This is a genomic window from Corallococcus llansteffanensis, assembly GCF_003612055.1.
Classification (GTDB): Bacteria; Myxococcota; Myxococcia; order Myxococcales; family Myxococcaceae; genus Corallococcus; species Corallococcus llansteffanensis.
The window spans coordinates 1-14,265 of the sequence record NZ_RAWB01000244.1; the positions used below are offsets into that span (position 1 = coordinate 1).

Consider the following 14,265-nt stretch of genomic DNA (forward strand, 5'->3'; position numbering starts at 1 on the left):
CCCCCCAATGGAACAGGCCCCGGCCAGCGTCACTGCACGGCGGATGCCAGGACCCAAGGGCAGGGAAATACACCGTAAAGCACTGAAACCATGTGTGTGTAGGGGCTCCCAGGTACCTGCCGGGCTCATACCGGGGTGCGGCAGGGAAGTCGTCCGCCCAAAGGTGGGGAAATCCTTTCAGCCTCCCGGGGAAGGGGGGCGGAGGAAGCAGGCGTAAAAACTTCCCTTCCTCCCGCGGGCAGGTCCTGGGGTTTCACTGGTGAACAACGGGGTTTCCGGCTACGAAACAGCCCGCTGATGCCTCCTCCCGCCCCAGGCTCCGTGCCCGCGCCCGCGCTCGCCCTCCATGACGTGAGCAAGCGCTATGGGCGCCGCTGGGCGGTGGCTCGGCTCACCTATGCCCTGCCCCCGGGCCGCTCGCTGCTGCTCACCGGGCACAACGGATCAGGAAAGACGACGCTCTTGCGCCTCATCGCCACCGCGCTCAGCCCCACCGCGGGCCGGGTGGAGGTGCTGGGCCGGGACGCCGTCGCGGATCGGGAGGCGGTGCGCCGCGACGTGGCCCTGCTGTCCCACGCGAGCTTCCTCTACGAGGACCTCACCGCGCACCAGAACCTCATGGTGCTCGCGCGGCTGTTGGGCGTGGACGCGCCCGAGGACGTCACGGACGGGCTGCTCAACCGGGTGGGTCTCACCCGCCGCACGGACAGCCCGGTGCGCGGCTTCAGCGCGGGCATGCGCAAGCGCCTGGCCATCGCGCGGCTCCTGATGAAGTCCCCCGCCCTGGCGCTCCTGGACGAGCCCTTCGGAGAGCTGGACCCGGCCGGCATCCAGGACATGGAGGGCGTCATCGCGGAGCTGAAGGCGGGCGGCACCACCGTGGTGCTGGCCACCCACCTCATCGAACAGGGGCTCACCCTGTGCGAGGAGCGGCTGCACCTGCAGGACGGCCGGGCGGTGGTGGCATGAGGAAGACGCGCCCCCTGGGCCTGCTCAAGACGACCTTCGTCCTGATGCGCAAGGACCTGCTCATCGAATGGCGCACGCGCGCGCGGCTCAACGCGCTGGTGTTCTTCGCCATGGCGACGCTGCTGCTGTTCTCCTTCGCGCTGGGCCCGGACACGAAGCTGCTGGAGCGCAACGCGGGCGGCTACCTGTGGCTGGCCATCCTCTTCGCCAGCGTGCTGTCGCTGGGCGAGTCCTTCCGTGTGGAGACGGAGAACGCCTGCCTGGACGGCGTGCGCCTGGCCCCCGCGGACGCGCGCGCCATCTTCCTGTCCAAGGCGCTGGGCAACGCCCTGCTGCTCCTGGCGCTGGGCGTGGTGCTGGTGCCGGTGATGGTGGCCCTGTACGGGGTGAAGATCGTCACCGGGGTCGGGGACCTGGCGAGCATCCTGGTCCTGGGCAGCCTGGCGCTCAGCGCCCCGGGGACCGTGTATGCGGCCATTTCCAGCCATGCCCGGGCGCGGGATGTGCTGCTGCCTCTGCTATTGTTCCCGCTCGTCATTCCGGCCCTCCTCTCCGCTGCCAAGGGGACCACGCTCGTGCTCCAGGGGGACCCGATGCAGCAGCTGGGCTCCTGGCAGGGGCTGCTGCTGGGGTTCAACCTGATTTACTGGAGCGTGGGCTTCTTGCTGTTCCCGCGCGTCATCGAGGACTGAAGGATGAACAAGTTCGTGAAGTTTGGACTGCCGGCGCTCGCGCTGGGCCTGCTGGGCTGGGGCTGGTGGCTGGGGCTTGCCTGGGCGCCGCCGGACCGCGAGATGGGCGACGTGCAGCGCATCATGTACGTCCACGTGCCGCTCCAGTGGATGGCCATGATGGCCATGTTCATCAACTTCGTCGCCGCGGTGACGTACCTCCTGCGCCAGTCCTGGAAGACGGACGCGCTGGCGGAGGCGGCCGCGGAGGTGGGCCTGCTCTTCGGCACGCTGGGGATGATCACCGGCTCCATCTGGGGCCGTCCCACCTGGGGCGTGTACTGGTCGTGGGACCCGCGCCTGACGTCGGAGGCCATCCTGCTGGTGGCCTACACGGGCTACCTGGTGCTGCGCCGCTTCGTGGAGGACCCGGAGAAGCGCGCGGTGTGGAGCGCGGTGGTGGCCATCATCGGGGCCATCAACCTGCCCATCGTGTGGTTCTCCGTGCGCTGGTGGCGCAGCCTCCACCAGACGCAGTCCAGCCCCAAGACGGTGGACCCGCAGATGGTGCTGCCCCTGCGCGTCGCGGCGTTCGGCATGCTGGCGCTGATGATCCTCTTCCTCGTGCACCGCTACCGCATCGCGCTGGCCGAGCGGCGGGCGGAGGTGGCCCTCCCGGAGGCGCTGCCCACGGACGACCCCGCGCTGCGCGCGGCCCATTCCTCGAAGGTGGCCTGACCCATGATCGCGCTGACCTCGCTGTCTTCCGTGTCCTCGCTGATGGTGCTGGCGCAGACCACCGTGGGCAGTGGCCGCCTGCAGGGCGGCTGGGGCTATGTAGGCGCCTGCTACGGCATCTCCGTGGCGGCCTTCGTGCTCTACTCGGTTTCCCTCTGGGCCCGCCGCCCCCGCGCCGCGTCCGATTCGAAGGAGTGAGCCCATGACGCCCGTCAACCGCAACCGACTCGTCGCGCTGGGAGCCCTGCTCGTCGCAGGCGCCGGCCTCGCCTTCGTGGCCTTCGGCAACATCGGGGACAACCTCGTCTACTACTGGAGCCCGTCGGAGCTGCTCTCCAACGCGGACAAGGCGCAGTCGGCCACCATCCGCCTGGGCGGCGTGGTGCAGCCGGGCAGCATCCAGTGGAATGAAGCGCACACCACGCTGGAGTTCCGCGTGGCGGACGACGCGAAGCCGGACTCGAAGAGCGTGCACGTGCGCTCGCTGGAGACGCCCCCGCAGATGTTCCGGGAGAAGATCGGCGTCGTCGTGGAGGGCACCTATGATCAGGGCGGCGTCTTCACCTCCAACCGCCTGATGGTGAACCACTCCAACGAGTACCGCGCGCCCAAGGAAGGCGAGTCCCCGCGCAAGTGGCAGGACACGCTGGCGGAAGGGGCCACCACGGCCACCGCGACGCCTCCGGGGGCGCCGTGAACGGAGCTTTGGGTTACGGGCTGGTGCTGGCGGGCCTGGCCTTCGCGGCCTTCGGCGCCATCATCGGGCTGGTGGGCGGCATGCGCCGCTCGGATGCGAGCTACCCCTGGGTGCTGCGCGCGGTGTGGGGCTTCGCCGCGTGCATGATTGGCAGCAACCTGGTGATGGTGGAGGCACTCATCAACCACGACTTCAGCGTGAAGTACGTGGCCCAGGTGGGCAGCCGCGCGACGCCGCTCATCTACACCATCGTGTCGCTGTGGAGCGCGCTGGAAGGCTCCATCCTCTTCTGGGGCCTCATCATGGGCGTGTACGTGGCGGCGTTCGCCTACGTGCACCGCCGCGAGCACGCGCGCTACATGCAGCTGGCGCTGGGCACCATGCTGGCCGTGGGCATCTTCTTCGCCTTCCTCATCGCGGGCCCCGCCAACCCCTGGGGCGCGGTGTCGCCGGTGCCGGCGGACGGGCCCGGGCCCAACCCGCTGCTGCAGAACCACTTCCTGATGATCATCCACCCGCCCATGCTCTACCTGGGCTACGTGGGCATGACGGTGCCCTTCGGCGTCGCGGTGGCGGGCCTCTTGCGCGGGGAGATTGGCGAAGCGTGGATGGCGCCGCTGCGCCGCTGGACGCTCATCGCCTGGATGTTCCTCACGCTGGGCATCGTGCTGGGCTCCTGGTGGGCGTACGCCGTGCTGGGCTGGGGCGGCTACTGGGCGTGGGATCCGGTGGAGAACGCGTCGTTCCTGCCGTGGCTCACCGCGACAGCGTTCATGCACTCCACCATGGTGCAGGAGCGCAAGCGGATGCTGAAGCTGTGGACGCTCAGCCTCGCGCTGGCGAGCTTCGTGCTCACCATCCTGGGCACGTTCATGACCCGCTCGGGCATCTTCAACTCGGTGCACTCGTTCACCCAGTCGGACATCGGGCCCACGTTCCTCGTGTTCATCGCCATCCTGCTGGTGGTGTGCATCGGCCTGCTGGCCACGCGCGGCCACCTGCTGGCGCCGGAGGGGAACCTGACGTCGCTCGTCTCCCGTGAGGCGAGCATCCTGGTGAACAACCTGGTGTTCGTGGCCATCACCTTCACGGTGCTCCTGGGCACGCTCTACCCGCTGGTGTCCGAAGCGGTGCGCGGCATCCGCGTGAGCGTGGGTGAGCCGTACTTCAACAAGATGGCGGTGCCGGGCGGCATCGCGGTGCTCTTCCTCATGGGCGTGGGCCCGGTGCTGCCGTGGGGTACGCCGGACAAGGCGTCCCTGCGCCGGCAGTTCATCATCCCCGCGGCGGTGGGCCTGCTCGTCACCGCGGCGTGCCTGCTCGGCGGGCTTCGCGGCGTGTATCCGCTGATGACGTTCGGCCTGGCCGGGTTCGTCACCGTCGTCACGCTGCGCGAGCTGGCGGTGCCGGTGCGCGTGCGCATGAAGGAGCGCAAGGAGGGCTTCGTCACCGCGCTGGCCACGGCGACGGGCAAGGCGCGCCGCCGCTTCGGCGGCTACGTGGTGCACCTGGGCATCGTGATGATCATCGTCGCCGTGGCGGCCTCCAGCGCGTACGTGACGCACACGTCCGGCACGCTGAAGAAGGGCGCCACGCTGATGCTGGACGGCTACCAGCTCAAGTACCAGGGCCTGTCGAGCGGCGAGGAGCCGCACCGCACCTTCGTCGCCGCGCGCCTGGAGGTGACGGCGCCCAACGGCAAGGTGACGGAGCTGCGTCCCCGGATGAACTACTACGAGCGGAGCACCGACCCCGTCGGGACCCCCGCCGTGTGGGAGTCGCCGAAGGAGGACCTGTACGTGTCGCTGATGGCCTTCAGCGAGTCCTCCGGCACGGCGAGCTTCAACGTCTGGGTGTTCCCGCTGGTGGGATGGATCTGGTACAGCCTGCCGATCCTGCTGCTGGGCACGCTCATCGCCGTCTGGCCGCAGCGCAAGGCGGCGGTGGTGCGCGCGGAAGCGCCGACGGTGGGCGCCTCCCCTCCCCTCGCGGGCGGTGACGCGGAACGGGGGGCGGCATGAAGCGCTGGCGGCTTCCCCTGGTGTTCGCCGCGGTCGCGGTGGCGCTGCTGTTCGTCCTCTTCAAGGGCTTCGGGCGGGATCCGCACGAGGTGCCCTTCATGCTCAAGGGCTCGCCCGCGCCGGCCTTCGTGCTCAAGCCGCTGGACGGCGGCGAGAACGTGAAGCTCGCGGACCTCAAGGGCCACCCGGTGGTGCTCAACTTCTGGGCGTCGTGGTGCGGGCCCTGCAAGTACGAGCACCCGGTGCTCGAGTGGGGCGCGCGGGAGATGGGCTCCCAGGCCGTGTTCATGGGCGTCGTCTTCGAGGACACGGAAGAGAACGCGCGCGACTTCCTGCGCCGCATGGGCGCCAGCTTCCCGCAGCTCATGGATGAACGCTCGCGCATGGCGGTGGATTACGGCGTCGCGGGCGTGCCCGAGACGTACTTCATCGACGCGGAGGGCATCATCCGCGGCAAGCACGTGGGGCCCATTGATCCGCAGACGCTGGCGCTGCGCGTGCGCGAGCTCTCCCAGCCCGCCGCGGCGCCCACCGCCGAAGCCGCGCGCCAGCGCTAGGGCCTGGCCGGGTGCCCGCCTCGCGGGGGCCCGGGAATCCGTAGTACATCCCTTCCGTCGGCGTCGAGTCAGGGGCTCCCCCGGGCCCCTGGACTGAGCGAGGTAGGCCCATGCAGTGCCCCGAGTGCGGTGAGAGCGCGGCGGACGACCGCCTGATGTACTGCGAGCAGTGCGGCGCGAAGATGCCGGCCAGGCCCGCCAGCGCCGCGCCTCGCGCGGGGGGCCGGAGCACGCGCCCCAGCCGGCCCATGTCGGAGCCCGCCTACGCGTCGGAGCTGATGGACGAGGAGGAGGAAGCCCGCCAGGGCCGCGCCCCTGCCAGCCGCGTCACCACCGGTCGCGCCGCGAAGGCCCCTCCGCCGCCCGTGGTCGAGGAGGACGATTCGTACACCGGGCCCCGCTGGCTGAAGGACGTGCCGGGCCACTCGCAGAGCGTGGTGGGCGTGGGGGTGGTGACGTTCTGCCTGGCGCTGTCCATCCTCCCCTTCTTCCCCAACGTGGGCGTGCTGGGCACGCTGCTGACGCTCGTGGGCGGGGTGGCGCTCGTCGCGCGCGAGCTGCGCCGGAGCGGCGAGGCGCCGGGCTGGGTGGACCACGTGCCGTCGGTGCTGCTGCGGCCGGAGGTCGCCGCCGCGTACACGCTGCTGCTGCTGGCGCTCGCGGTGGGGCTGCTGGGCTTCAACCTGCTCCTGCTCCTGTGGGTGGCGGGCGCGCTGCTGGTGGTCGTGGATCAGTACAAGCAGGTCATCGAGGGCCCGGATGGCATGGGGCGCCACTTCGATGTCCGGTCGCTGCTCGGCTTTCCCCGGGTGCTGGCGCTGGCGGGCGTCGCGGTGTGCCTCATCGCCCTCTTCCTCCCCTGGGGGACGATGATGGCGGACGGGTCGCCGGTGCCGGACAACGTGCCGGTGCCCGGGAGCGTGCGCGGCGCGCCGCCGGAGCTGCGCGTGATTCCGAGCAACCGGCCCTCGGATGACTCGCTCTACCAGACCGGTGGAGTCGTGAGGCGCTCCGGCTGGGACCTGCCCGTGTCGGAGCTGCCGGAGCTCGCGCTCCTGGCCGTGCTGGTGCTGGCCGCGCTGCGCCCGGAGACGGAGCGCCCGGCCTTCGCCCGCTGGGTGCCGGTGGGCGCGGTGAGCGTGAGCCTCCTCTGGGCGCTCGTCAGCGTCCGCCTCGCCGTGGGGCCCTTCGCCTTCCTCTTCGGCCTGGGCGCGGTGGGCTTCTATGCGGTACGGCATGCCCTGGGCCGCGACGAGCCTGGCGAGCAGCTCCCGCCGGAGGAGGACGAGCCCTACGACCCCGACCAGGACCTGGAGACCGAGCGCGACCCGGGCTGAGCCCCCCGTCGCCCACTCGACGCCAGGGAAGCGCGGAGGGTGGCCTGGGTGGCGGGCGTGCGTCCCAGGTTTCGCTGTGCAATACCGGTCAGGGGGCGGTAGTTAGGGACGGCCCCCGCTGGAGCCCCGATGACCGCCGTTCTCCTCTCGTTGACCCTCGCCCTGAGCCTCGCCACGGGGCAGTACGCGCCGCAGCAGGCCGCCAGTGATCCGCTCGCGCCGGCCCGGGAGGCGCGGGTGCAGCAGCTGGCGAAGAAGCTGCGCTGCGCGGTGTGCCAGGGGCTCTCCGTGGCGGACAGCCCGTCGTCGATGGCGCGCGCGCAGCTGGACAAGGTGCGCGAGCTGGTCTCCGACGGGAAGACGGACGAGGAGATCGTCGACTACTTCGTGGCGCGCTACGGCGAGTGGGTGTTGCTGGAGCCGCGCGCGGAGGGCTTCAACTGGTTCGTGTGGCTGGGCCCGGTGGTGCTCGTGCTGGGCGGCCTCTTCGTCATCGCCCGGCAGCGGAAGCCGGTGCCCGAGGGCGCCGCGGCCGCCGAAGCCGTGACGGCCCCCTCCCCTTCTTCCCCCGCGGTGCCGTCGACGGACGACGCCGACCCCTATCTCCAGGCCGTGCGCCGGGAGCTGGAGCGCTAAGCCATGCAGCCCGAGCCCACCAACTGGTTGCCCGGAATCATCGTCCTCTCGGTCGCCTTCGTGCTGGCGGCCGCGTGGCTCCTCTTCCAGCGTCGCAAGGGCGGCGCGTCGCCTGGGGCCGTGGCGAAGGCGGACGGGACGACGGAGGACCTGACGCAGCGGGCGCAGTCGCTCATCGAGCAGCTGCGCACGCTGGAGGCGGAGAAGCACCACTTCACCGCGGAGCACTACACGGCGGAGAAGTCGCGCCTGGAGCACGAGGCGGCGGCCGCGCTGCGCGCCCGGGACGAGCACCAGAAGCGCCAGGCATCCGGGGTGCAGGCCGCGCCCGCGCGCAACGTGCCGGCGTCCACGGGCTGGGCGGCGCGCAACCCGCAGATGGTGGGAGCGCTGTGGGGCGCGGGCGTGGTGGTCTTCTTCGGGGGGCTGGGCTACCTGCTGGTCTCCGAGCAGAAGCCGCGCGAGGAGGGCCAGATGGGCACGGGCGCGACGCCGCCGGGCATGGGCGCTCCCATGCAGCAGCAGGCGGGCGGCATGCCGCAGGGTGAGAACGACGAGCTGGAGCAGGCGCGCCAGCGCTTCGAGTCGAACCCGAGCGACGTGGAGGCCGCGTCGATGCTGAGCCACGAGCTCATCCGCCAGCAGGACTTCGCGGAGGCGATGAAGGTGACGCAGAAGGGGCTGGCCGTGGATCCCTTCAACGTGGAGCTGCGGGTGCACCGGGGCGTGCTGCGCGCGACGTCGCAGGGTGACCTGCCCGGCGCGGAAGAGGAGCTGGTGGAGCTGGTGAACACGTGGCCGGACGCGCAGGAGGCGCTCATCTTCCTGGGCAGCCTGGCGCTGCGCCGCGGGGACAAGGCCGGCGCGCTGGCGCACTTCGAGCGCTTCACGGTGGAAGTGCCCAAGAACATGCAGCCCCCGCAGCTCGCCCCGGCAGTCGCCCAGCTCCGCGCGGAAGTGGGCCAGCAGTAGCCGTTGGCAGCAAGGGGCCGGTGTTCCCGGCCCCGCGGTGTGTCACCCCTGGAGGTGGGCCATGGGTGTGTCAGGAGCCTGGAAGCTCGGAATCGCGCTCTGCTGCGGTTCCACGCTGCTTCCAGGCTGCGCCACGGGCGGCGCTTCCAGGAGCAGGTGAAGCGACGAGGCAAGGCCATGTCGCTCTACGCCGGCACGCTGCTGGGCATCGTGCAGGACTACTGGCCATCACGAGATCATGAGCGCCAGGAGCCTGGCCCTGAAGCACATCGGCTTCGGTCGCTCTGGAACCTGAAGCTCCAGGAACGTCAGTCCTGGGACGCCCTGCTCGACCAGATGGAGCAGGCGTTTCCGGAAGAGACCGTCGCGGACATCACCGCGACGCTTGATGCCTGTTTCCGATGTGCCGTGTATCCGGAGCACGCTCCGGGAACCCCCGCCTCGAAATGGGTCACTGTTGGCTGCGCCAGTATCCTGGCTCCCGTCTTCACGGTGTTTCGCCTTCAGTTCGAGTATGGGACGGAGCGGATCCTCCGACAGCTCGATCTGGAACCGCCCCTGACCACGGAGCCCGGACGAACACTCTCCAAGCTCATGGAGTCAAAGCTGGGCGCGAGGCTGCTGCCGTCAGCCATCGCCAGCGTCCCTGTGCCCCTCTACGTGCATCGGAAGGTTCCCTTCGAGGCCACGCTCTTCCACGCGCTCTTTACGAGCACACCTGAGCGAATTCCCTGAGGGCGTCCCCCGCAGTTTGCGGAGGGGGCCTCAACGCATTCCATAACCCGAAGTCCGACAGCCTGTGATTCACGCATCACTCAAAACACAGAGAGCACACAGCCCTCTTGAGTTTTGAACTCAAGGCCGACTTCACCATCACAGACGTCCATCGTGGACACGTGCTGCTGCGCTGGCGTCAGCGCGAGGTGGAGCGGCTTACATGCACCCGGATGACCGATGCATCCGCGAGGGAGCCGATCTCAACCACGTCGAGCCGCAGCGCCTTGAAGATGGCTTCCCAGCGTCCGGCCTGCGCCCAACGGTGGAAGCGGTTGTAGACCGTCTTCCAGTGGCTGAAGCTCTCGGGTAGGTCCCGCCACTGCACGCCCGTCTTCACGCGCCCCGGGCGCGAGGCCACGGCGTCCAGGCCACGCCCGTGGAGAGCGTGAGCGCACGGACCGCGCCGCGGTTTCCGACGTCATCCGTGCAGCGTCGGCGCGAGTACCGGGGCGTGACTTCAAGGACCAGGTCGGTCCGGTCCGACAGCTGGAGGTTCGTGCCGAGGGGAAGTGCCAGGTATCAGCATCGCCTTGTTCAACGCATGCCTCCTGCGATCGCCGTGAGCTGCGCCGTGACGCTGCCCCATCCTTCGTGGAAGCTCATGTCGTGGTGCACGTTTCTGTCCACGCTGTTCTTTTGTGTCACGTGAGCGCTGAAGTGCGTCACCCGCGCGCCGCCGGGGGCGCAGGTCCATCTCCAACACCGAGGGCGGAGCCCGAGAAGGAGTGGACGCTACGAGTGGATGGGGCCGGGATGGTGCGCACCCATCATTCTTCTGCGTATGGATTTAACCTCATGTACATGAGCATTTCTTTATGCAGACACGTATGTACATGTACTGCATGCGTGTCGCGCCCTCCTAAAACCAAGGGCCGCCACTCATCCATTTCACGGCAATTCCGATTAATCATTGTCATGAATGCGCCGTGCTATGGAACCATGCGGGTGTTCGAACTCTGGAGCAAAGGCGTGTCTTCCGTCTGGGGCGGTGGATTATTCCAGTCCAAACCAGCCCATTGCGTGATGCCACCCTGTCGTCACTTGCATTGGCTTCTACTTATTGTTACTGATTGATTCGCAGTGAGAATTGACTCACGGGGGCGGCACATGAGTAAAGTTTACGTGTCATTGGAGCGACCCAGGTTCCTGGGTTGCGCTCCTCGCTCCTCGCTCCTCGTGGCTTGCGATCCCGCGGCCAGGCCCTTCCCGGACAGCCAGGCCGTGGCCGATGACGCATCATTGCCGGGAGATGATCGCGAATATTGCATCCGCGGCGTCGCCTTGCACGAGTTCGGCCACGCCCTGAGTTTCTGGCACGAGCAGGACTCTCCGGTGAATCAACCCAACACGCCGGGCTCCTGCGGCAACACCCACCTGCATGCCAATGACAGGGAGGGGCTGGAGAGGCTGGAGGATGGGCGCCGTTCCTACCGCATGAAGCGGCCGCTGCCGGACGGCACCCGGCACCTGGTGCTCCCGGTAGACGCCTTCCTGTGGCGGCTGGCCGTGGTGGGACCGGGCGACGCTGCTGAAGCGCAGTTTCGACTTCGACGTCTTCACCTGTCCTGACTGCGGCGGGCGCCGGACAGGCAAGGAGTGCGCGCGCAGGCAGGCGGCGGGAGGCCGCGCAGGACGCCGCGGTGAAAGTGGCCGGCAACTTCCGCCGACACGTCATGTCGCAAACATAGTCATTCAAGAATTTCAGCAGGCCATTCCTGCTGAGAGGCGACATCGCTCTTTGAAAGGCGACGTCGTTCACCGGCGCAATGCGCCATTCCAAGCGAGGAGAACACCATGGCAGATGGCACTGGAATCATGGCAGTCTTTTCACCCGCAAGTGACGGCAAGAGCCTGTGTATTGCTGTTGGAGAAAAGGGGGCGGAATCATCGCTGATCTGGCAACCGTTATGGCAGGCGTTCGAGGTCAACAGCATTGCGAACAATCCGCCAGCGGTAGCGTCATGCAACGGCCAGACCTACGTGTTCTATCCAAGCATGCCCGCGGATACCCAATACCTGTTCTACAACACCTGGAATGGGACTCAGTGGTCGGGTCAGACGGAAGTCAAAGTAGCTGCCACCGCCACCGGAGCCGGTGCGGCGACCTTCAATGGCCAGGTGTATGTTTTCTGGCAGGGCGTGAAAGTCAATGCGACGGGGACCTTCGGGCCGAGCGGCACGCTGTGCTACACCATCATGGGCCAAGACTATTACTGGCAGATCGGCTCGGACCCGGTCATGTCCGACTGCCCCTCCGCTGTTGTCTTCAACGGTGAGCTCTATGTCTTCTACCAGGGGGCTGATAACGGCGGGGGCCTTTGGTATACGAAATCGAGCGACGGAAGCTCTGGCTCTTGGAGCAGCAGCACCCAGGTGCCCAACGTCGGGATGTCCACATCCCCTGCGACCGCGGTGTTCACCAATCCTTCCACCGGCCAGGACGAACTCTATGTCTTTCACCAAGGGGGCTCGATTGATGGCCAGCTCTGGTACAACGTCCTGGATACGGCGGGGAACTGGGCCGGCGACAAGCAGATAACGAGTGTGTCCATGTCCAATGTGCCGGGCGCCACCGTCGTGGACGGCATCCTCTACGTGCTCTACGAGGGGGGCGGGAATGACGACATGTTCTATTATGTCAGTTCATCGGACGGAAGCACCTGGAGCACACCGCTTTGGGTCAAGGGCACAGCGCTATCAGACGCTCCGTCCCTGGCTGTGCTGAACTCCCAGCTCATTTGCATGATGCAGGGGCCCGGAAACGACGGCCAACTCTTCAGTGCTCCGATCGCGCCGCAGAGCTCCGGCGGGAGTCTGAGAGGACCGTATATGACCGCGTCTCCGAGCACGCTCACTTCGTCACCGGGCCTCATGGCCTACAACAATCAGATCTATTGCTTCTTCCAAGGGAAAGGCGTTGCCGGGGCACTGTATTATGCCACGTACGACCAGAACGGCTGGGGGTCGACGGTCTCGCTGCTGGGCGGTAACAAGATGACTGGCTCACCCAGTCCCGTCGCATTCGACGGTTCGCTCTACGTGTTCTACCAGCAGCCTGGCAATGCACTTTGCTACCTCCAGTCCTACGATGGTGGAGCAAGCTGGGATCCCTCGGGCCCGATGCCCGACCGAGCCCTGTGGAGCTCACCCGCGGCAACGGTTTTGGGCGATAATCTCTACGTCTTTCATGCGGCTGCGAACGACAACTGCAAGCTGTACTGCTCGGTGCGCAACACCACTACTGGGTGGGGATCAGATACCGAAGTGACCATCGATGCCCTGACGGGTGTGTATGGGACGTACAGCACGTATACCTCGCCAGCGGCGTGCACGTACGGAGGCAACGTCTACGTGGCGTACACCACCGGAAACTATATTTGCATGGTGGGATATACGCCGACCACGACCGGATACTGCATCAACGTTGGCAGCTCTCCGACAAACATCGCCTTTGTTTCGTATGACAACGGCGGCGGGACTCAACTCTACTGCTTCTACCAGAGTGGCACGAGCGGGGACCTGTTTTACATTTCGTCATCCGATCCGCTTTACGGCCAGTGGTCTGCACCTGTCGAGATCAGCAACATCCCCCCGACATCCAGTCCGCCTGGCGCCATCTCAGAGTTTGTCAATGTGGGCATTAGTTGCCTGATGATGTTCTGACAGGAGAGGGTCATCATCGTGGTGAATCGCCACATCGGACGTGTTGACCACCTCATCGGCAGTCATTTGTGGGTGCTGTAAGGCGCGGATTGGGTGCGCTTGCTCGACGTCGGGAAGTGGAGGGTCGCTGACGCCGCAATCCAGTTCGGGCGGCATGGCGAGTCCGGTGCGGATTCGCAATGCCGCCCACATGCGGTGCACGCTCGTGGACGAGCTCCGGGCCTGGTGCGCACCGCCGCGCACCAGAATTGTCACTTCGTGGCGCTCCTGGGGGTTTTCTGCCGTGGCGGGAAGGGGTGCACAAAGGGTGCACGAGGTGCCACATGCCCGGTCTCAAGCTGCGCCCATCGCTCTGGCTGCTGTTCGTGGTCGCCTCTTCGGCGATGGGCGGCGCCTGGCTCTATCACCGCTACCGCGACTCGGACTGGGAGCGCCGTGAGGCGGAGTATCAGCGGCAGCTCAGCGGCCACCTCACCGCGCGTGAGCAGGAAATCGAGGTGCTGAACACCCGGCTCGGGATGGCGCACTCGCAGCTCGTCACCCAGGCGGACCTGGATGGGAAGTACCGCGAGCTGCTCACGTCGCGGGACGCGGACTTCGAGAAGTTCAGCAAGGAGCATGCGCTCAGACTGAAGAGCCTCTCCACCGCCCTCTTCGACCTCCAAGAGAAGGTCCAGGGCGGCACCGAATCCGCCCACGTGGAGTCGTCCGCTCCGGCGCAGCCAGGTCACGGCGCGGCGCCAGCAGGCCAGCCCGTCATCGCCTACGAGTACATGGACAAGGAAGGCCGCTTCCAGCTCTTGGATCCCAACATCTGGTCCGAGGGCGACGAGGTTCTCCGGATCAAGCAGCTCTTCCGCGTGCAGGGCACCGTGCTGCGCCAGGAGGACGGCTCGCTGAGGAGCGAGCGCATCCAGCTCCAGGAGGTCTCACGGGAGGCGCAAGGCAAGTACCGGGAGCTGGCGGAAGCGCAGCTGGTGGACGCGAACTTCACCTATGCCAATCCGCCTGTGGATGCACCGCCGCCTGGCCGGGGCGTGTCATACATGGCAACCGTGGGGACGTCGTTCCGCTCCGCGGGGATGTTGCGCTTTGGCGCCGCCGTGCGCGTGCTGCGCCTGGGCCCCGCAGGACTCGCGGGCGGGCTCACCTCCGACCTCAAGTCCCTGGAGGGCAGCGGCGCGGACGCCTTCCTCACCTACACCCCCACCCTGGGCGGGCGGGAGC

The 14,265-nt window shown here is 67.5% G+C and carries 16 protein-coding genes; 14 read left to right on the top strand and 2 right to left on the bottom strand.

The window, feature by feature from the left end:
- Window positions 1-297: 297 nt before the first annotated feature.
- From ccmA to D7V93_RS22315, 11 genes are all read left to right on the top strand, one after another.
- A complete protein-coding gene (gene ccmA, locus D7V93_RS22265; protein ID WP_120645330.1) occupies window positions 298-969 on the top strand; it encodes a heme ABC exporter ATP-binding protein CcmA in 672 nt (223 codons plus the stop codon).
- The gene (locus D7V93_RS22270) at window positions 966-1,661 is read left to right on the top strand and encodes a heme exporter protein CcmB (RefSeq protein WP_120645331.1); all 696 of its coding nucleotides are present in this window, start codon (window positions 966-968) and stop codon (window positions 1,659-1,661) included. Before ccmA ends, D7V93_RS22270 begins: the two co-directional genes overlap by 4 nt.
- 3 nt (window positions 1,662-1,664) lie before the next feature.
- Complete coding sequence (gene ccsA / locus D7V93_RS22275) at window positions 1,665-2,378, top strand: cytochrome c biogenesis protein CcsA (protein ID WP_120645332.1); 714 nt, start codon at window positions 1,665-1,667, stop codon at window positions 2,376-2,378.
- A gap of 3 nt (window positions 2,379-2,381) precedes the next feature.
- Window positions 2,382-2,576 (top strand): hypothetical protein, encoded by a 195-nt coding sequence (locus D7V93_RS22280; protein WP_120645333.1) that lies wholly within the window; start codon window positions 2,382-2,384, stop codon window positions 2,574-2,576.
- A gap of 4 nt (window positions 2,577-2,580) precedes the next feature.
- A complete protein-coding gene (locus D7V93_RS22285) occupies window positions 2,581-3,075 on the top strand; it encodes a cytochrome c maturation protein CcmE (protein WP_120645334.1) in 495 nt (164 codons plus the stop codon).
- On the top strand, window positions 3,072-5,096 hold the full coding sequence (locus D7V93_RS22290; protein ID WP_120645341.1) for a heme lyase CcmF/NrfE family subunit: 2,025 nt from the start codon (window positions 3,072-3,074) through the stop codon (window positions 5,094-5,096). Before D7V93_RS22285 ends, D7V93_RS22290 begins: the two co-directional genes overlap by 4 nt.
- A complete protein-coding gene (locus tag D7V93_RS22295) occupies window positions 5,093-5,653 on the top strand; it encodes a TlpA family protein disulfide reductase (protein ID WP_120645335.1) in 561 nt (186 codons plus the stop codon). The genes D7V93_RS22290 and D7V93_RS22295 overlap by 4 nt, the downstream gene beginning before the upstream one ends.
- Before the next feature lie 110 nt (window positions 5,654-5,763).
- Window positions 5,764-6,990, top strand: coding sequence for a zinc ribbon domain-containing protein (locus tag D7V93_RS22300; RefSeq protein WP_244237434.1), 1,227 nt, complete (start codon window positions 5,764-5,766; stop codon window positions 6,988-6,990).
- A 129-nt stretch (window positions 6,991-7,119) separates the two neighbouring features.
- Window positions 7,120-7,626: a cytochrome c-type biogenesis protein gene (locus tag D7V93_RS22305; protein ID WP_120645336.1), complete on the top strand. Its 507-nt coding sequence runs from the start codon at window positions 7,120-7,122 to the stop codon at window positions 7,624-7,626.
- Window positions 7,627-7,629: 3 nt separating this feature from the next.
- Window positions 7,630-8,598, top strand: a complete 969-nt coding sequence (locus D7V93_RS22310; protein ID WP_120645337.1) for a tetratricopeptide repeat protein — start codon at window positions 7,630-7,632, stop codon at window positions 8,596-8,598.
- Window positions 8,599-8,775: 177 nt separating this feature from the next.
- A complete protein-coding gene (locus D7V93_RS22315; RefSeq protein WP_120645338.1) occupies window positions 8,776-9,333 on the top strand; it encodes a hypothetical protein in 558 nt (185 codons plus the stop codon).
- A gap of 178 nt (window positions 9,334-9,511) precedes the next feature.
- On the opposite strand, the gene D7V93_RS22320 is transcribed toward D7V93_RS22315, so the two are convergent.
- Window positions 9,512-9,733, bottom strand: a complete 222-nt coding sequence (locus D7V93_RS22320; protein ID WP_158623821.1) for a transposase — start codon at window positions 9,731-9,733, stop codon at window positions 9,512-9,514.
- Window positions 9,734-10,596: 863 nt separating this feature from the next.
- Here D7V93_RS22320 and D7V93_RS46775 point away from each other — a divergent pair.
- Together D7V93_RS46775 and D7V93_RS22330 are read left to right on the top strand one after the other, a co-directional pair.
- Window positions 10,597-10,944 (top strand): zinc metalloprotease, encoded by a 348-nt coding sequence (locus tag D7V93_RS46775; protein ID WP_244237435.1) that lies wholly within the window; start codon window positions 10,597-10,599, stop codon window positions 10,942-10,944.
- A 225-nt stretch (window positions 10,945-11,169) separates the two neighbouring features.
- A complete protein-coding gene (locus D7V93_RS22330) occupies window positions 11,170-13,038 on the top strand; it encodes a DUF8189 domain-containing protein (protein ID WP_147451270.1) in 1,869 nt (622 codons plus the stop codon).
- Here D7V93_RS22330 and D7V93_RS44480 read toward each other — a convergent pair.
- A complete protein-coding gene (locus D7V93_RS44480) occupies window positions 12,994-13,293 on the bottom strand; it encodes a hypothetical protein (protein ID WP_147451271.1) in 300 nt (99 codons plus the stop codon). The two genes, D7V93_RS22330 and D7V93_RS44480, sit on opposite strands and share 45 nt — an antisense overlap.
- Window positions 13,294-13,361: 68 nt before the next feature.
- Between D7V93_RS44480 and D7V93_RS22335 the strand changes: the two genes are divergently transcribed.
- Window positions 13,362-14,265: hypothetical protein (locus D7V93_RS22335; RefSeq protein WP_147451272.1), on the top strand; the 904-nt coding region annotated here is incomplete at its 3' end.